The sequence below is a fragment of the Roseibium sp. LAB1 genome (assembly GCF_054658235.1).
In genome coordinates, this window is the sequence record NZ_BAAGIB010000002.1 from 1657872 (window position 1) to 1675723 (window position 17852).

Sequence of the window (17852 nt, forward strand, 5' to 3'; positions counted from 1 at the left end):
TCACCCCAGGCTCTTGCGCGGATCGAACGCGTCGCGCACGGCCTCGCCGATGAAGATCAGCAGGCTCAGCATCAGCGAAATGACGATGAAGCCGGTAATTCCGAGCCAGGGTGCCTGAAGGTTGTTCTTGCCCTGCGCCAGCAATTCACCAAGGGACGCCGACCCTGGAGGCAGGCCGAAGCCGAGAAAGTCCAGCGCTGTCAGGGTGGAAATCGAGCCATTGAGAATGAACGGCATGAAGGTGAGTGTCGCCACCATGGCGTTGGGAAGCAGGTGCCGCCACATGATCACCGGATTGGAAACGCCAAGCGCCCGTGCCGCGGAAATATATTCCAGGTTCCGGCCCCGCAGGAATTCCGCGCGCACGACGCCGACAAGCGCCACCCAGGAAAACGCGAGCAGGATGGTGAACAGGGTCCAGAAACCGGGCACCAGGAACGACGACACGATCAGGATGAGGTAAAGCGTCGGTACCGCCGTCCAGATCTCGATGAAGCGCTGGAACAGGAGATCGGTCCAGCCGCCATAGTAACCCTGCACGGCACCAGCCGCGATGCCGATGACGGAAGAGGCCAGCGTCAGCGCCAGACCGAACAGAACGGAAATGCGGAAGCCGTAGACAAGGCGCGCGAGCACATCACGGCCCTGATCGTCCGTACCGAGCCAGTTCCAGTTGCCGATGACGCAATTGGGATCTTCCGCGCCGAGAGGATAGCGCGAGCAGCGCTTTTCCTTGTCCATCGTCCAGGACGGTGGTGCGGGTGCCGGAACCGGTATGTCGTTGTTGACCGAGCGATACGAATAGCGCACCGGCGGCCACATCATCCAGCCGTTGGCGTTGATCTCTTCCTGGATGAACGGGTCACGATAGTCTGTGACTGCCAGGAACCCGCCGAATTTTTCTTCCGGGTAATCGACAAAGACCGGTGCCAGCAACTCGCCTTTGTAGGAGACGAGGATCGGACGGTCGTTGGTCAGGAATTCGGCCAGCATGGCCATGACGAACAGCACCAGGAAGATCCAGAGCGACCAGTATCCCCGGCGATTGGCCTTGAAGTTCGCAAGCCGCCGCTGGTTGATCGGCGACAGGCGGGACTTGGGAGCGTGTCCGGGAACAAGAAAAGCCTCACGATCGTCCGTTACCACCGCGTCAAAGTAGGCCGCCTGGACCCGCTCGCGGCTTTCGGCTTCATATCCGCCACTTTCACGCCCGCCAGTCTCATGCCCGCCAACGCCGGCATCGTGGCTCGTGGTTCCTGCATCGCTGCCAGAGTCGCCAACCATCGATCAGACCTCCCTGCTTTCGAAGTCGATCCGCGGATCGATCCAGGTGTAGGTGAGATCGGAGATGAGGTTCACCAGAAGTCCCATGAGCGAAAAGATGTAGAGGGTTGCGAAAACAACCGCGTAGTCGCGGTTGATCACCGATTCAAAACTGAGCAATCCGAGACCGTCGAGAGAGAAGATCGTCTCGATGAGGAGCGAGCCGGCAAAGAAGGACGAGATGAACGCTCCCGGGAAGCCGGCCACCACGATCAGCATGGCGTTGCGGAACACATGACCGTAAAGCACCTGGCTTTCCGTCAGTCCCTTTGCCCGGGCCGTGATCACGTATTGCTTGCGAATTTCATCCAGGAACGAGTTCTTGGTCAAAAGCGTGGTTGTGGCGAATGCGGACAGGGCCATGGCCGTCAGAGGCAGGGCAAGGTGCCAGAAATAGTCAGCAATCCGGGCCGGCCAGGAAAGTTGCTCCCAATTGTCCGACACAAGTCCCCGCAAGGGAAAGATGTCCCAGAAGGACCCGCCGGCAAAAAGCACGATCAGCAGAACCGCGAAGAGAAAGCCGGGGATCGCATAGGCCACCACGATGACACCGGACGTCCAGACATCGAACCTGGACCCGTCCGACACGGCCTTGCGAATACCGAGCGGGATGGACACCGCATAGGAAATCAGCGTCATCCAGAGGCCGAGAGAGATCGAGACAGGCAGTTTTTCGGCGATCAGATCGATGATCTTGATGTCACGGAAGTAACTTTCGCCGAAATCGAAGCGGGCATAGTCGCCCAGCATCTTCAAGAAGCGCTCCAGGGGCGGCTTGTCGAAACCGAACTGAGCTTCCAACTCCTTGATGAATTCCGGGTCGAGTCCCTGGGCACCGCGATATTTCGAACTGGCCGAGTCTGCAGTTGCGCCACCACTGCCACCGGAGGCGTCGTTGCCACCTCCCAGCATGTCACTGCCACCACCGCTGATGCGCGATGTCGCCGAAACGTCCGTTCCTTGCAACTGGGCAATGACCCGCTCGACCGGACCGCCTGGCGCAAACTGGATGATGACGAAGTTGATGGCCATGATCCCGACCAGCGTCGGTATCATCAGCAGCAAACGACGGAGGATGTAGGCACCCATGGAGTGTGTGCAGTCCCTTTTGTCTTGGCCTTCTGAAGCGGGCCGGAGGTTTCACTGGAAATATTACCCGGCTTTACCGAGTTTTTCCGCCTTTTCCTTGTCTATCCACCACAGTTCTTCAACGGGGAAGAAGTAGCGCGGCGTTTCTTCCGGAAAGCCGTAGACATCCCAGATGGCAACAGTGTGGACGTTCTTGAACCATTGCGGGATCCAGTAATGCCCGGCACGCAACACCCGGTCCAGGGCCCGGGCTGCGGTGGTCATTTCCTCGCGGGTTTTTGCCGCGATGGCCTTGTCGATCAGCGCGTCGACAACCGGGCTGGAGATTCCGGACGTGTTGTAGGTGCCGGGAATTGACGCCGCCTTCGATCCCCACATTTCACGAATGGTATCGGACAGCGTTGGCGACAGGCTCAACCTGCGGCTGGCAATGTCGAAGTCATAGTCGTTGAGACGGGATTCATATTGCGCCGGATCGACGATGCGCAGACTGGCCTTTATGCCAAGCCGTTCCAGGTTCTTGATCATCGGATTGACGATACGCTCAAACGCGGAGGTGTTGTTCAGGAACTCGATCGTCAGCGGCTTGCCGTCCGGCCCAACCAGATCCGTTCCCTTGCGGGTGAACCCGGCTTCGGCCAGAAGATCGCTTGCCCGTTTCAAAAGTTTGCGGTCATAGCCCGAGCCGTCGCTGACAGGCTGCATCACCGCTTCCCCGAAGACCGCTTCCGGCAACTGGTCGCGGAAGGGGTCGAGCAACGCCAGTTCCGCGGCAGAGGGTTTGCCCTCCGCCTTCATGTCTGAATTTTCGAAGAAGGACTGGGTTCTCGTATAGAGCCCGTAAAACAGGTTCTGGTTCGACCATTCGAAGTCGAAAGCATAGCCCAGCGCCTCCCGCACACGGGGGTCCTTGAACTTGTCGAGCCGGGTGTTGATGAACCAGCCTTGCGCACCCGAGGGACGGCCATCGGGAAACTCGTGGCGCACGACCTTGCCTTCTTCAATTGCCGGAAAATTGTATTCGGTCGCCCAGTTCTTCGACGTGAATTCCTCGCGGTAGAAGGTCTTGCCCTTCTTGAAGGCTTCAAAAGCCGTCTGGCGTTCGCGGTAGAACTCCACCCGGATAACCTTGAAATTGCATTGCCCCACTCTGACCGGGAGATCCTTCGCCCAGTAATTTTCGACCTGATGGTATTCGACATAATGGCCGACGGCATGTTTGCCGACCTTGTAGGGACCGGAGGACAGGGGTGGTGTCAGGGTCGACTGCTTGAAATCGTAGGCGGTGTAGTAACGCTTGGAAAAGATCGGATAGTCCGCCGCAACGACGAGCGGCAGATTGCGCGACTGGGAGCCGTCGAACTGCAGTGCGACCTTGTAGTCGTCCAGAATGACCACGTCCTTCAATGAAGACAGCGGCTGGCTGAGCATGGGGTGTCCGTCGGCCTTCAGAAGCAGCAGCGAAAAGGCGACGTCCTCGGCGGTCAGTTTGGAGCCGTCGTGAAACTTTGCTTCCGGCCTGAGATTGAACGTGAAAACGTTGCCGTCTTCCGACACCTTGACCGTTTCGGCGACAAGGCCGTAAACCGCGTCCGGCTCGTCATAGGCCCGCACCATCAAGGTGTCGAAACACAGCTCCATGCGCGGTGGCGCGTCGCCTTTCAGGATGAAGGCGTTGAAGGTGTTATATGTAAGGACATTCTGGTTGTAGAACCAGTAGGGTGCCTGAAACGAGAAGGTACCACCCTTGGGTGCCAGCCGGTTGACATAGTCGAACTGGGTGAAGTCCGGCCCGTATTTCAGATCGCCGAAAACGGAAAGTCCGTGTACGGGCCCATCTGGATACGTGGTTGAAGAAGCAAGGGCCGTGGACACCGGCCAGGGCGCCGCAGACATGAACGCCGCGGCACTGCTCATTTGCAGGAAACGTCGGCGGGAGGCCATCGCGTGGTCACTCATCGCGCTGCCCCCGTCTTGGCGGCCAGCTCTTTGTCATACCACCAGATTGTCGGGAACCCGGTGCTGTATTCGGGCATCTTTTCGGGATGTCCGAAGCGGTTCCAGCGCGCCGTGCGGGTTTCGTCGGAATAGAATTGCGGCACCACGTAATGGTTCCACAGCAACACACGGTCGAGCGCGTGGGTGGCTGCCACCAGGGTTTCCCGGTCCTTCGCGAAAATGACCTTGTCAATCAGCTTGTCGATTGCCGGGTTCTTGATGCCGGCATAGTTGGCCGAACTTTCGTTGTCGGCGGATGCAGACCCCCAGTATTCCCGCTGCTCGTTTCCGGGTGACAGGGACTGGCCGATTGCCAGCACCACCGTATCGAAATCGCGGCTGCGAACGCGGTTGATGAATTGCGACGTGTCGACCAGCCGCAGGACCGGCTTGATGCCGATGTTTTCCAGGTTCTGCGCATAAGGCAGGAGGGTGCGTTCGCTCGCCTTGTCGCGATAGAGAAATTCGATGCTGAGCTGTTCACCGGTTTTCGAATCGACCATCTTGCGGTCCTTCAGCTCGTACCCGGCCTTGCGCAGCAGCTTGACCGCCTCTCGCAGGTTGGCGCGGACGTTTTGCGGATTGCCGCCAACAGGATTCTTGTATTCCTCCGTGAAAACCTCGGGCGGTACCATGTCCCGCACCTCTTCCAATATCTCCAGCTCCTTGCCCTCCGGCAGGCCGCTGGACGCCAGTTCCGTCCCGGCGAAATAGGAATTGACGCGTTTGAGAAGATTGGCGGAGACGATCTCGTTGGTGGTCTCGAAATCGTAGGCATAGTTCAGTGCCTGACGCACATCCGGGTTCTGGAATTTCTCCCGGCGCATGTTCAGGAAAAAGCCCTGCATGACGCCGCTGGACTTGTCGGGGAAGATCTCCTTCACCACCCGGCCATCCCTGATGGCAGGGAAGTCGTAGCGCTTGGCCCACTGGCTTGAACTGCGCTCGGTGTGGAAGTCGTACTGGTCGCCCTTGAACGCTTCGAACTGGACGGAATCGTCCAGGAAGGAGATGTAGCGAATTTCATCGAAATTGTCTGTGCCGACCCGGATCGGAAGATCCTTGCCCCAGTAATCCGGAACACGCTCGTAGATGACCTGACGGTTGGGAGAGAACTCCTTGATCCTGTAGGCGCTGGAACCGAGCGGCGGTTCGAGCGTGGTGCGGGAGATGTCACGCGGCTCCCCCTTGTCATTTGTCCCTTCCCACCAGTGTTTGGGCAGGACGGTCAATTGGCCCATGATCTTGGGCAGCTCACGATTTCCGCTTACGTCGAATGTGAAACGCACGGTGTGGTCACCGACGATCTCGGATTTCTGGACGTTCTGGAAGTAGTACTTGCGTTGCGGATCGAGCTCGATCGACTTTTCGAAGGACCAGATGACGTCTTCCGCGGTAACCGGCTCGCCGTCATGCCATTTTGCATCCGGATTGAGACGGTATTCGACCCAGGAGTAGTCGTCGGGGAACCGGACAGCTTCGGCCAGAACGCCGTATTGAGCGCTGATGTCCTCCTCGTCCAGAGACGGCTCCATCAGGCTCTCGTAGATATTCAGGATGCCTGGAGCGATGTTGCCCTTCTGCGCCAGGATGTTGAACGTGTCGAAACCACCGCTGGCGGCAAGACGGACCGTGCCGCCCTTCGGGGCGTCCGGATTCACATAGTCGAAATGGGTGACGTCAGCGCCATACTTGGGTGTTCCGTTGAGGGCAGCGGCATGATGCCATTCCGGCCCGTCCGCGCTGGCCGGTCCAGAGTCGACCCCTGATATCGCCACCACGCTTGCCAGAACAAGCCCTGCGGCGGTTCGTTTCCCTGTACGCCATCTGAACACCATCGGCTTCTCCGTCCCTTTCCGGTTCCTGAACCCAAATCAACGGGTTCAGAGAAACAGTGTAGGGACCTGTTAGCCCTGCGTCACCTGCTGGCTGTCGAGATGACAGAAATTTAACCTGCCTGAGGGAGGCCATTTTCGGAAATATCCGGAGAATTTCTCTTGGACTTTGCCTTTTGCGCGTACATTCGTCCGTCAGCAACCCTAAGCAAATCTTCCACAGTAGCGGCATCGCCCGGATAGCTTGCCGTGCCAATACTGGCCTGCACATCGAGGCGGGCGCCCGAATACTCGAAAACCTGGGTGACGCGTTCACCCAGACGCTTGAGAAAGGTGTCCCTTTCCTGGCGTCGCATGTTGCCCGGCGTCAGAACGATGAACTCGTCGCCGCCGACCCGGGCCACGGTATCGGTCTGGCGAATCTGATTCTGCAGCCTTTGTCCGACTTCGATCAGAAGCTGGTCGCCGACGGCGTGGCCGTAATTGTCGTTGACCGGTTTGAAGGCATCAAGGTCGACATAAAAAATCTCAAACCCTGCGCCGCTGCGTTCGCACATGGCAGCAAGCTGGTGCATGCGGTCTTCCAGCAGGCGCCGGTTCGCCAGCCCGGTCAGCGGGTCGTGCAGCGCCATGGAGCGGACCTTGTAGACCTCGCTGATCAGCAGAAACGCCATCGCACCGAACACGAGCGAGATGAGACTGCCGACAAGCTGAGTGATCCAGACCTGATTGCCGGTGCTTGACCAGCCGGTCTCCGGCATGCCGACAAGCGCCCAGTCAAGTCCACCTGGCAGGTGCAACGGCAGTGAGACATGATCCTTTTCCAGCAGGGACGGGCTGCCGAAGATCATGTTGTTGGCCGCAACGGCGCTTCTGTTCACAAGGCCGATGCGGATGCCGTTGATGACATCCTTGATACCGGCCGTCGACATCATGCCTTCTTCGTCCAGCACCAGCGTGGCGACACCCCAGTAGCTGCGCTCCTTCAGCGGCTGGCCAACGAAGCTTGCAGGGAAGATGGGAATGCGGATCAGAAGTGCCCGGCCACCCTGCACAAGCTCCAGCGGACCGGCAATGACGACTTCACGCGTTATCATGGCCTGCCGGATCGCAGGCCACTGGGCGGTGTTCATGCGGTAATTCAGGCCCAGCGCCGCCTGGTTGGGTTCCAGGGGATAGACCGCGCGCAGAATGTTGTTGGGGGCCAGACCGATGGACCGAATAGACGGATTTTCCTCGATCAGTTCGGCACTGATCGCGCGGTAGTCCTCCATGTCGAAGGGGTGTTCCACAAATTGCGACACATAGGCCCGGATTCCGAGCCCATGGGCCACCGTGCGGTTGATTTCGCCTTCCAGACGAGCGCGCGCTTCCGACAGGAAGGAGACGGCCTGTCGCTTGTGCTGGGAAACGAGTTCATTGCGGACCAACTGTCCGACATGGGCAGTGACGGCAATGCCGGCCAGAAAACAGACGGCGGCAACAATGGAAGCGGCCCACGTTCCATTCGACTTAGAAAATAAATTCCTCGTCAAGTTGATGCCCATAGGGTCCTTGCCCGACCTCAGTCCATTTTTCAACAATACTACGTAGCGTAAGATTTGTTAATTTTTCATATAAATCAAATAAAAAAGCCGGGTAGTTAACCCGGCTTCTCTACAGTTCTTGTCACGTCTGCAACGACGACGAGGATTTACTCGGTCGGCAGCGGTGCAGGTGTTTCGGCCTGCTCGCGCAGATAGGCAATAATGTTTGCCCGGTCTTCCGGCTTACGCAGACCGGCAAAGCCCATCGTGGTGCCGGAGATGAAGTTCTTCGGCGATTCCAGGAAGTGATCCAGTTCTTCGTAGGTCCACTCGGCATTCGCTTCGCCGAATGCGGTCATCGCGGAGGAATAGCCGAAACCTTCGTGGGAACCGGGCTTGCGGCCAACCACATCCCAAAGTGCCGGGCCGACCTTGTTCGCCCCGCCTTGCGTGAAGTCATGGCAGGCGGCGCATTTCTTGGCCACTTTGGCCCCGTCTTCAGCAGAGGCTTCGATCAGGCGCTCGGAGATCGGAACGACTTCCGGAACAGCGCCCACTTCAGAGGTGCTATCCTCTGCGGACGCCACGACGATCTCATAGCCCGGCTTACCCGGAATCGTCGGATGGAAGATGATGTCGGAGACAATGCCGACACCCATAGTCAGAATCAGAACCATCAGTACCGCACCTGCGGCCTTGTTCAGCGTGAAGGAATCCATTCTCTCCGGCTCCAAGCTCATACGCGTCCGGGCCCGCAGCGGCGCTGCGAACCCTATCAGCTTTTCGAAATTTGCCGGAACCTACAAATTTTTTGACCTTGCTGTCCATAGCTTTAAAAGGGCATCTGATACGACAAACGGACGCGGCCCGTGTTTTTTTGCATTTCTTCCGCCCGTCAGGCCCCATGGAGACCCGATTGACTGCTGCTCTTGTGATTATTCCGGCCCGCCTCGCAGCCACCCGCCTGCCTCGCAAACCTCTTGCAGACATTTGCGGAAAACCCATGATCGTGCGTGTTCTGGAACAGGCCCGCAACGCGGATATCGGTCCGGTGGCCGTTGCCTGTGACGACAAGGACATTTTCGAAGCGGTTCAGGATCACGGCGGCGAGGCCGTGATGACGCGGGTCGACCACGCCTCCGGTTCCGACCGCATTCACGAGGCGGCCAGGCTGATCGACCCGGACGGGAAGCACGATGTCATCCTGAATGTACAGGGCGATGTGCCCCTGATCGCACCGGAGGCAATCCGCGCCGCCTTCGCTCCGCTCAGCATTGCGGAAGTCGACCTCGGGACCATCATGACCGAATTTACGAACACAGCCTTCCGGGACGACCCGAATTTCGTCAAGGCAGTCACCACGCCGAACGGCCACGGTCATCATCGCGCGCTCTACTTTACCAGGGCCGTCGCCCCGCACGGTGACGGCCCGTACTACCACCATATCGGCATCTATGCCTACCGCAGGGCAGCCCTGGCGAAATTCGTCGAACTGCCGCCTTCGCCACTGGAACAGCGCGAAAAACTGGAACAGTTGCGGGCCCTTGAAGCGGGCATGCGGATTGATGCCTCCGTCATCGACAGCGCGCCGATGGACGTGAACACACCCGAAGATCTGGAAAGAGCCCGGGCGGCCTATCAGACAAACTGACGAAAGACTGCCGAAAGGCGGAAAGACATATGACCGACAGAAAAAGAATCGTGTTCCAGGGAGAAACCGGTGCCAATTCGCACATGGCCTGCCGGAGCGTCTATCCCGACTACGAAGCCATCCCCTGCGCCACCTTCGAGGACTGCTTTTCGGCCATGGCCGACGGGTCGGCCGATCTGGCCATGATCCCGATTGAAAACTCCGTCGCCGGCCGCGTCGCGGATATCCACCACCTGTTGCCGAAATCGGACCTGCACATCATCGGCGAGTATTTCATGCCGATACGGTTCCAGCTCATGGCGGTCAAGGGCACAAAGCTGGAAGACCTGAAAAAGGTGCAAAGCCATGTCCACGCGCTGGGACAATGCCGGAACGTGATTCGCGAACTCGGTCTGACGGCGGTCGTCGGCGGCGACACCGCTGGCTCTGCCCGGCAGATCGCCGAGCTGGGCGATCCGAGCGTCGGGGCCCTTGCGCCGGAAATGGCGGCGGAAATCTATGGTCTGGACATCCTGCGCCGGGATGTGGAGGATGAGGCGCACAACACGACCCGCTTCGTTATTCTCTCGCGCGACAAGATGGAGGCCGCGCATAACGGCCAGCCGGTCATCACGACCTTCATCTTCCGGGTCCGCAACGTTCCCGCCGCGCTTTACAAGGCACTGGGAGGTTTTGCGACCAACGGGGTCAACATGACGAAGCTGGAATCCTATCAGCTTGAAGGACAGTTTTTCGCGTCGATGTTCTATGCGGACGTCGAAGGCCATCCGGACGATCCGAAGGTGGCCCTGGCGCTCGAGGAACTGGCCTTCTTCTGTGCCGAGCTGAACATGCTCGGCGTCTACCGGGCGAGCCCGTTCAGGGACAAGATCAGGGAGCCGGAATCCAACCGTGCTCTCAGGCCGAATCCCCATTCGTAATGCCGGCTGCCCGACATCACCAGAGGAACTCATGACTGAAACAAGATTTGATGCCCTGTGCATCGGCAATGCCATTTGCGACGTCTTCGCCCATGTCGAGGAGGATTTCCTGCTTGAGGAAAACCTCGTGAAAGGCTCCATGCGCCTGATCGACACGGACGAGGCGGTGCGCCTGTTCGACAGGATGGGCCAGACCGTCCGCGTTTCGGGCGGCAGTGCCGGCAACACCGCCGCGGGCATCGCCTCGCTCGGCGGACGCCCTGCCTATTTCGGCAAGGTGGCCGAGGATGAGCTGGGCGACAGCTATTATCACGACATGAACGGCACCGGCGTCTATTTCAACACGCCGCGCCTGCACGAAGGCAAGCCGACCGCCCGCTCGATGATCCTGATCACGCCGGATGGCGAGCGCACCATGAACACCTACCTGGGCGCCTGTACCGAATTCGGTACGGCCGATGTTGACGAGGAAGTCGTCGCCGCGGCCGCGGTTACCTACATGGAAGGGTATCTCTGGGATCCGGCAGAAGCGAAAAAAGCCTTCCTGAAGGCGGCTGAAATCGCCCATGCGAACGGACGTCAGGTGGCGATCACCCTGTCCGACTCGTTCTGTGTCGACCGTTACCGCAGCGAGTTCCAGGCCCTGCTCACAGACGGCGTCGTCGATCTGATGTTCGCGAACGAACACGAGCTGAAGGCCCTCTACGAGACGTCGGATCTGGACAGCGCAGTGAATGCTGCCCGGGATTCCGGCGCGTTGACAGCCCTGACGCTTGGCAAGGAAGGCGCAATGGCTATCAGCCGTGAGGAGACCGTCAAGGTGCCAGCCCAGACGGTTGACAACGTGGTCGACCTGACCGGAGCCGGCGATCTGTTCGCCTCCGGGTTCCTGTTCGGCCTTGCCCGCGACTACAAGCTCACGGAAGCAACCGAACTTGGCTGCCTGTGCGCTGCAAGCGTCATCAGCCATGTCGGTGCTCGTCCGGAGCGGGCATTGAAGAACATTGCCGCCCAGAGCGGCTTTGTGATCTGACGGTTCCTTGAGAGACTTTCGGGGCGGCCTTCTGGCCGCCCTTTTCATTTCAGATTGAGGTCCCTGCAGGCTCCACCACGGCATCATCCAGCGCGTGAAGTTCGCGGCGCATGATTTTGCCTGTGCTTGTTTTCGGCACGTCTTTTACGAACTGGACTTTACGTGGGCATTTGTAGGCAGCGAGCGAGATCCGGCAAAACGCGATGATGTCCTCTTCTGTGACGCTCGCTCCATCTTTCAGCACGATGTAGGCTTTTGCTATTTCACCCTTTATCTCGTCAGCCTGTTTGCCGACCGCAGCCAGGGCGACGTCCGGATGGGCAGCCAGTACACGTTCGATCTCGGCAGGATAGACGTTGTATCCTCCGGTCAGGATCATGTCCTTCTTGCGATCCACGATACTGACACAGCCATCCTGATCCATCGTTCCCAGATCTCCGGTGTGCAGCCAGCCATCGGGTTCGAGCGTTTCGCGGGTCTTGTCGGGATCGCCAAAGTAGCCGGTCATCACGATCGGGCCACGCACCATAAGTTCGCCGACTTCGCCATGCGGCAAGGTGCAGGCTGCGTTTTCCGGATCAGCAATCCGCAACTCGCAGTAAGGCAGCGCGCAGCCGATGAAACCATGCCTGTTCTTGCCGAGCCACGGATGTGTTGCGCCAAGTCCTGCGATTTCCGTCATACCCCAAAGCTCGATCAACGGAACTTTGAACGCAGCCTCAACTGCTTCCATAACCGCGACCGGCATCGTCTGGCCACCTACATAACATCTGGTCAGACTGGAGAGGTCGGTCCTTGCCAGGTCTGGGCAATTCAGCATGTACATATACATGGCCGGCACGCCGTCAAACACGGTTGCCCTGTACTTGGCGATGTCCGCCAAAACTGCGGATGCATCGAATTTCTCGTGCAGGATCAATTGCGTGCCACGTAGCATCATCCCGTTCATCAAAACGTTGCCGTAGACATGGGGACAGGGCAAGGCACTGACGACGGTGTCAACCGCGGACCGCATATGCATCTGGCTGGTCATCGCACTGTTCAAGATAATCGCGCGGTGAGATTGCATAGCTCCTTTCGGCCGTCCCGTCGTTCCGGAGGTGTACGCAATGGCTGCCAAGGCAGTCGGGTCGACGTCCTGCAAGGGAGGCGCGCGGTGCCGGGATGCAATCAGGCTATTGAAAGAAACGGCCCCTTCAACGGGCTCGTCTCCCAGCGCAACGATCACTTTCACATCTGACACGCCTGTCACATGCGCGATTGACGCGACTTTGTCCGGAGACGACAGGATTGCCTTGGAATTGCAGTCCTTTACGACATATTCGACCTCGTTCGGTGTCAGCATCGTGTTGATCGGATTGATGACCGCTCCAAGACGGGCGATGGCATAATAGCTCACGACCCATTCCCACGAATTGCCGGCATAGAGAGTGACGGTATCGCCTTGGGCGATGCCTAGTTCGTTCAAACCACCGGCAACAGCCTCGATGCAACCGTAGAGTTCTGCGTAGCTGAACGTTCTGTCCTTGAATACCAACGCCTGCTTTCCGGCATATCGTTGCGCAGCATCGGCGGGAATTTGTCCTATGTGATCAAGCATGTCGGTCTCCCTGGCAGGTCGCACTGACTGCTGTGGACCTGTCTGCCTTTGAATGGCTCATGACGACGCAGGAGGTTGGTCGGACACCGTGTTGCCGGTGCCCGACGGGCACTCAAGCGACCGGGTCGCTCTTCAGGTGAAATTCGCGGCTGGTTGGAAAGCCGTGAAGGCCATTGCTGCCAAATACGATCGCATTCGAGCGAAACGGATCGCCCGACACCACCAGAAGGATATCTTCCGGTCGCTCGACGATAGGCACCAACCGGTCAGGGTCGTCCGACAGCGCAAATTGTGCAGACGCCAAACCTTCAGCATGAAGCGCGTTCAACGTCCGCCTGCCGGGAACGAGATTGGTGTAGGCGCCGACATAGGTCTCCATTTTCCAGGCGGGAATGCGGGCGTATTTGAACAGGAGACCTTGCAACCCTTTCCGGTCGACACCCGCCCTGGCCAGCGTTTTTGCGATCATCGGACTGATCGCGACGAGCGGGCGATGCGTTCCGGGAGCGAGCCCGACCGTAAAAATCAGTTCCCAGCCGGACTGGCGGATCAGCCCGTCTGCCAGATACTGGGCAATCTGATCGGGGTCCCGGCCATAGACCGAACCAACAACTGTATCGCCCGTGAAACGGCCGATCGTGACAAGATTGGTTCCTGCCTCATAGCCACGCTGTTCGGCAAAGCTTTGCCAGCCAAGCTTGGCAAGCTCGGCTTCGTGCTCGACCAGGGCAATGCGTGCGGGATGACCAAATGTGCATTTGTCTCCAGCACCCGGGCGCAACCCGCCGACATTGCGCAGGAACAGCCGCAAAAAGCGCCCTACTGAGCTGTTGGCCTGGCAGCCGTCACGCATCGCTCCGTTTTCAAAGTTGAAACCCATCTGCTCAAGGATCGGTCCATTGAGAATGATCAGGGCGTCACCGCCGGTCGTGTCACCGCTGTGTTCGACGCCGTAGCCAGGATCGGCAAGCACTTCGGCAATGGCGACCAGAATGGGCATGTCCTGGGGCCGGCATCCCGCCAGAACCCCATTCACTGCAACATTCCAGACCGTCGCGGCGGAGCCGGAGGGTTGAAGAACGCCAATTTGCCGATCAGGCTCACAAGATGTGTGGTCCAGAAACGCCCTGACCTTGGACAAGGTTGGCGGAACGATCGGAAGTCCGTCAGACCACCCCTTTTCTTCGTATTGGCTGTTGATCTCCTCGAAGGTACCGGTTGCAACAATCGCCTGCGGAGCAAAGCTGGCGGTGTCGACGCCCTGCGCTACCGGGGCTTCCGTCAAGCAGCGGATGACAAGCGGCAGCGTATGTTCAAGCACCGTTGCCCGCAGTCCATCCTTCGACAGGCTGTCGACATGACCAAGCAGTGTTGCGACCGGCAAGGCGGCACAGCCCTGGCCGGGAGAAATTGCGTGAGCCTGGGCGACAAACCCCTGGCAGACAAGCGAGGCCGTCGGAATTCCGGCGCGTTCTATCGCGGCGCTTGCGCGAATGACGGCCGGTGTACAGGCCCCGCAACAGCCGACCCCGGAAATGGCGACATCGATACCATTGGCTGCCAAGTTGTCCGGCAGCCGTTTCAGAACACCGTGTTCGTCACCACCAAAGGTATTGCCGAACCTGTCGTAGCTGACAAATTTCATCGCCGGGAAGGCTTCCGTCAGCGCCTCTTGCAGGATCGGAAAGATTTCGTCGCCGCGAAAGACATAGTCCCAGACGAATGCGACCGTCAGACCATCAAGGTTTTTGGGCCGTTTTGCGGGAGAGAAGGTTGGTACCGCTGTCTCTCCCCCAGGCCAGAGTGTTGCATAAACTGATGTGTGCGCAGGAGTAACTTGGTTCATCATACTGTTCCAGCTTTGTAATTCAGCGGTCAGAATGACGTGGCAACAACCTTGTTTCTTGAACGTTCTTGGCAAAACACAGGCTTTGAAAAATATAGTCAGCAAAGTTCAAGAATGTGCTTGATTCAAAGTCAAACAGCCGAACAACTACAGTCATGGAACTGGTAGATGACATACCGAAAGGCCTCCGTCTCAACGATCTGGGCGGCGCGGAAATTGTGTTTGGACGTTTCCAGAATCACAGGTTCCCCAGACACAGCCATGACGGCCTGATGCTTTCGTTGGTGCATGATGGCACGCAACGCATCCGATACCGGGGGGAGACCCATCTGGGCGGACGTGGTGTGCTCGTCGCGGTGCCGCCTAACGAAGTCCACGCCGGTGAGCCGGCGGATGACGGTGGCTGGTGCTATCGGACAATCACAATCCCGACCGGGCTTATTGAAAAACTCACGGGCTGGCGGCACGCACAGTTCTTTTGCGAGACCGTTATCAGGAATGAGGCGCTAAGCAGTGGGCTTGCAGTGCTGTTCGACCTCTTCGGTGAGGCAGCGTTGCTTGAACAGGAAGAGGCAATGATTGCAGTTCTGGCCCGGTTTCTTGAATCCCATGCCAGCGTAACTCCGACGCAGGTCAAGACCGGTACCGAATGGCGGGCCGTTGAAGACTGCAAGGCGTTTCTTGCGTCTCGGCCGGATCAGAATGTCAGCCTGACAGACCTCGAAGCTGTTGCCGGCATAGATCAGTTCCGCCTTGTCCGATGCTTTACCCGGCATAAAGGCCTTCCTCCCCATGCCTGGCATCTTCAATACCGCCTTCGCAAGGCTCAAAGCATGCTGTCGCGCGGCGAAAAAGTTGCGGATGTAGCCTACGCAACGGGTTTTTCTGATCAGGCACACCTGTCTCGTGCCTTCAAGCGTCTGACCGGGCTGACACCTGGATTTTACAGACGCACCCACCTTGCCCTGCTTGGCATTTAGACGGACATCGCCACCCGGCCTTTTTCCTGACGCCCCACCGAACATCCGTGCTGCCTTGGCAGCTTCCTGCCCGCCACACCAAAAAAATGTCCCGCTCCTACAAGAAGGAAGCGGGACATGATTTTCTCAGCAATCCGAAAGGCGTTGGGAGCGATGTCGCCGACCGAGCCAGGCCATGGCGCTCATTCCGGATCTGAAGGAGAGCTGACCTCAGTCGGCAAGATCCTGAACGCTGACGACACCGCCGTTTTCATCCAGGCGATAGATGATCGGCGTTCCGGTGCCCAGTTCACGCTTCAGGATCTCCTCCGGTGACAGGTTTTCCAGATCCATGATCAGCGAGCGCAGCGAGTTGCCGTGTGCGGCCACAATCGTGCGGCTACCGGCCAGAACGCGCGGCAGGATTTCCGACTTGTAGTAAGGCAGAACACGCTCGGCGGTCATCTTCAGGCTTTCGCCGCCGGGAGGCGGGACGTCAAAGGAGCGGCGCCAGATATGGACCTGCTCTTCGCCGAACTTCTCACGCGCCTCGTCCTTGTTCATGCCGGTGATGTCGCCGTAGTCACGCTCGTTCAGAGCCTTGTCCTTGAATGTTTCGAGGCCGGTCTGGCCAAGTTCCTCCAGGATGATGTCCAGCGTCTTCTGCGCCCGCGACAGATCCGAGGTGAACGCAATGTCGAAGGACAGTTTCAGGTCCCTGAGCTGCTCGCCAGCCTTGTGGGCCTCCGCCACGCCCTGCTCGGTCAGGTCCGGGTTTTTCCAGCCAGTGAACAGGTTCTTCAAATTCCAGTCGCTTTGTCCGTGACGGACAAGCACAAGAAGGCGGTCCATGCCATTCTCCTCAAGCTAAATGCATATCTTCAAGACTCGAGGCCGAGGACGTCGGCCATCGAATAAAATCCGGGTTTCTGGTCAAATCCCCATAGCGCCGCCTTGACGGCCCCGCGGGCAAACAGCTGCCGGTCCTCTGCCCGGTGGGTGAGTTCGATGCGCTCGCCTTCGCCGGCAAAAATCACGGAATGCTCACCGATGACCGATCCGCCCCGCAGCGTTGCAAAGCCGATATCGCCTGTCCTGCGGGGATCCATGATGCCGTCGCGCGAGCGGACCGAATGGGCTGCCAGATCGAGCCCCCGGCCATCGGCGGCGGCCTGCCCCAGCAGGAGTGCTGTTCCCGAGGGAGCATCGACCTTGTGCCTGTGATGCATTTCCAGAACCTCGATGTCGAAATCCGCATCGAGCGCAGCCGCCGCTTTCCGCACCAGGCTCGCCAGAAGATTGACACCAAGGCTCATGTTTCCGGATTTGACGATTCGTGCGTGGCGTGCGGCCGCCTGCAGAGGTTCATCCTGCCCCTCCGCCCATCCGGTCGTGCCGATCACGTGAACGATGCGGGCCTGCGCGGCCAGTTCCGCAAACCAGAGGCTTGCCGCAGGCGCCGTGAAATCAAGAACACCATCCGACGCGGCGAAGGCCGTCAGCGGATCGTCGGTGACAGGAACGCCCAAGGGCCCGGTTCCCGCCAGATCGCCGACGTCCTTGCCCAGAAACTCGGAGCCCTCGCGTTCGATCGCAGCAACAACGGTGGCACCCGGTGTGTCCGTGACCGCGCGCGTCAAGGCTCGGCCCATCCGGCCACCGGCCCCAACGACTACCAAGCGCATCTGCCCCATCAAGTGGCTCCGTCTTCCGCACGGGGCAATCGGCCCCTGATCATGTCCCGCTGGGGATATACCAGTTTCGCCGGGGGAGGCAAACGCCTGTTCACAGAGAGCGCGTTCGATGCGGAACAGGAACGGCAATTGTCAAATATTACTATACTTATCCATCATTTTTATTGGTGAACGGCAAGTTAAATTAACAATACGATTGTAATATTTTCATCTTTTCAATTCACCAAAGGTAAACCTCATGCAAGTACGTTTAAATCCGCAATTGATTTTTCTTACAATTGCAAAACAGGGCCAAGATTTCATGTTACTGTGCTTATGTACCCGTTGGTTCGTTACAGCCTGTCTTGCACCGGCCGTCGGGCGCTCTGCTCTTGCAGG

General features: G+C 58.6%; 14 protein-coding genes. 4 read left to right on the forward strand and 10 right to left on the reverse strand.

What is annotated here, in order from left to right:
• The 6 genes from ACYQ54_RS17615 to ACYQ54_RS17640 form a co-directional block, all read right to left on the reverse strand.
• Complete coding sequence (locus tag ACYQ54_RS17615) at positions 1–1284, reverse strand: ABC transporter permease (protein WP_460084619.1); 1284 nt, start codon at positions 1282–1284, stop codon at positions 1–3.
• A 3-nt stretch (positions 1285–1287) separates the two neighbouring features.
• Positions 1288–2412, reverse strand: coding sequence for a microcin C ABC transporter permease YejB (locus ACYQ54_RS17620; protein ID WP_022999057.1), 1125 nt, complete (start codon positions 2410–2412; stop codon positions 1288–1290).
• A 63-nt stretch (positions 2413–2475) separates the two neighbouring features.
• On the reverse strand, positions 2476–4371 hold the full coding sequence (locus ACYQ54_RS17625) for an extracellular solute-binding protein (protein ID WP_460084622.1): 1896 nt from the start codon (positions 4369–4371) through the stop codon (positions 2476–2478).
• Positions 4368–6248: an extracellular solute-binding protein gene (locus ACYQ54_RS17630; protein ID WP_460084624.1), complete on the reverse strand. Its 1881-nt coding sequence runs from the start codon at positions 6246–6248 to the stop codon at positions 4368–4370. The genes ACYQ54_RS17625 and ACYQ54_RS17630 overlap by 4 nt, the downstream gene beginning before the upstream one ends.
• 110 nt (positions 6249–6358) lie before the next feature.
• Positions 6359–7780 (reverse strand): diguanylate cyclase, encoded by a 1422-nt coding sequence (locus tag ACYQ54_RS17635; protein ID WP_460084627.1) that lies wholly within the window; start codon positions 7778–7780, stop codon positions 6359–6361.
• Positions 7781–7938: 158 nt separating this feature from the next.
• On the reverse strand, positions 7939–8490 hold the full coding sequence (locus ACYQ54_RS17640) for a c-type cytochrome (RefSeq protein ID WP_460084630.1): 552 nt from the start codon (positions 8488–8490) through the stop codon (positions 7939–7941).
• 185 nt (positions 8491–8675) lie between these two features.
• Here ACYQ54_RS17640 and ACYQ54_RS17645 point away from each other — a divergent pair, with 185 nt between their 5' ends.
• The 3 genes from ACYQ54_RS17645 to ACYQ54_RS17655 are packed head-to-tail and all read left to right on the forward strand — an operon-like array spanning position 8676 to position 11375.
• Entirely contained in the window at positions 8676–9422 is a 747-nt protein-coding gene (locus ACYQ54_RS17645; protein WP_460084633.1) for a 3-deoxy-manno-octulosonate cytidylyltransferase, read from the forward strand.
• Positions 9423–9451: 29 nt separating this feature from the next.
• Positions 9452–10342: a prephenate dehydratase gene (locus tag ACYQ54_RS17650; protein WP_460084636.1), complete on the forward strand. Its 891-nt coding sequence runs from the start codon at positions 9452–9454 to the stop codon at positions 10340–10342.
• Positions 10343–10373: 31 nt separating this feature from the next.
• Positions 10374–11375: an adenosine kinase gene (locus ACYQ54_RS17655; RefSeq protein WP_460084639.1), complete on the forward strand. Its 1002-nt coding sequence runs from the start codon at positions 10374–10376 to the stop codon at positions 11373–11375.
• Positions 11376–11424: 49 nt separating this feature from the next.
• Here ACYQ54_RS17655 and ACYQ54_RS17660 read toward each other — a convergent pair whose 3' ends face one another.
• Positions 11425–12975 carry a class I adenylate-forming enzyme family protein gene (locus tag ACYQ54_RS17660; RefSeq protein WP_460084642.1) on the reverse strand — a complete coding sequence of 517 codons (1551 nt, stop codon included), beginning with the start codon at positions 12973–12975 and terminating at the stop codon, positions 11425–11427.
• A gap of 112 nt (positions 12976–13087) precedes the next feature.
• Positions 13088–14821, reverse strand: coding sequence for a UGSC family (seleno)protein (locus ACYQ54_RS17665; RefSeq protein ID WP_460084645.1), 1734 nt, complete (start codon positions 14819–14821; stop codon positions 13088–13090).
• A 155-nt stretch (positions 14822–14976) separates the two neighbouring features.
• On the opposite strand from ACYQ54_RS17665, the gene ACYQ54_RS17670 reads away from it, so the two are divergent.
• Positions 14977–15801 (forward strand): helix-turn-helix domain-containing protein, encoded by an 825-nt coding sequence (locus tag ACYQ54_RS17670; protein WP_460084648.1) that lies wholly within the window; start codon positions 14977–14979, stop codon positions 15799–15801.
• Positions 15802–16011: 210 nt separating this feature from the next.
• On the opposite strand, the gene ACYQ54_RS17675 is transcribed toward ACYQ54_RS17670, so the two are convergent.
• Together ACYQ54_RS17675 and dapB are read right to left on the reverse strand one after the other, a co-directional pair.
• Complete coding sequence (locus ACYQ54_RS17675) at positions 16012–16632, reverse strand: 2,3-bisphosphoglycerate-dependent phosphoglycerate mutase (RefSeq protein ID WP_460084650.1); 621 nt, start codon at positions 16630–16632, stop codon at positions 16012–16014.
• A gap of 29 nt (positions 16633–16661) precedes the next feature.
• The gene (gene dapB, locus ACYQ54_RS17680; protein ID WP_460084867.1) at positions 16662–17465 is read right to left on the reverse strand and encodes a 4-hydroxy-tetrahydrodipicolinate reductase; all 804 of its coding nucleotides are present in this window, start codon (positions 17463–17465) and stop codon (positions 16662–16664) included.
• Between the last annotated feature and the right edge of the window lie 387 nt (positions 17466–17852).

Bases quoted from the DNA above. Each gene is read 5' to 3' on its own strand.
- ACYQ54_RS17655 (WP_460084639.1), top strand. From the start codon at position 10,374: ATGACTGAAACAAGATTTGATGCCCTGTGCATCGGCAATGCCATTTGC.
- ACYQ54_RS17620 (WP_022999057.1), bottom strand. From the start codon at position 2,412: ATGGGTGCCTACATCCTCCGTCGTTTGCTGCTGATGATACCGACGCTG.
- ACYQ54_RS17645 (WP_460084633.1), top strand. From the start codon at position 8,676: ATGGAGACCCGATTGACTGCTGCTCTTGTGATTATTCCGGCCCGCCTC.
- ACYQ54_RS17650 (WP_460084636.1), top strand. From the start codon at position 9,452: ATGACCGACAGAAAAAGAATCGTGTTCCAGGGAGAAACCGGTGCCAAT.
- ACYQ54_RS17640 (WP_460084630.1), bottom strand. From the start codon at position 8,490: ATGGATTCCTTCACGCTGAACAAGGCCGCAGGTGCGGTACTGATGGTT.
- ACYQ54_RS17615 (WP_460084619.1), bottom strand. From the start codon at position 1,284: ATGGTTGGCGACTCTGGCAGCGATGCAGGAACCACGAGCCACGATGCC.
- dapB (WP_460084867.1), bottom strand. From the start codon at position 17,465: ATGCGCTTGGTAGTCGTTGGGGCCGGTGGCCGGATGGGCCGAGCCTTG.
- ACYQ54_RS17630 (WP_460084624.1), bottom strand. From the start codon at position 6,248: ATGGTGTTCAGATGGCGTACAGGGAAACGAACCGCCGCAGGGCTTGTT.
- ACYQ54_RS17670 (WP_460084648.1), top strand. From the start codon at position 14,977: ATGGAACTGGTAGATGACATACCGAAAGGCCTCCGTCTCAACGATCTG.
- ACYQ54_RS17665 (WP_460084645.1), bottom strand. From the start codon at position 14,821: ATGAACCAAGTTACTCCTGCGCACACATCAGTTTATGCAACACTCTGG.
- ACYQ54_RS17625 (WP_460084622.1), bottom strand. From the start codon at position 4,371: ATGAGTGACCACGCGATGGCCTCCCGCCGACGTTTCCTGCAAATGAGC.
- ACYQ54_RS17675 (WP_460084650.1), bottom strand. From the start codon at position 16,632: ATGGACCGCCTTCTTGTGCTTGTCCGTCACGGACAAAGCGACTGGAAT.
- ACYQ54_RS17660 (WP_460084642.1), bottom strand. From the start codon at position 12,975: ATGCTTGATCACATAGGACAAATTCCCGCCGATGCTGCGCAACGATAT.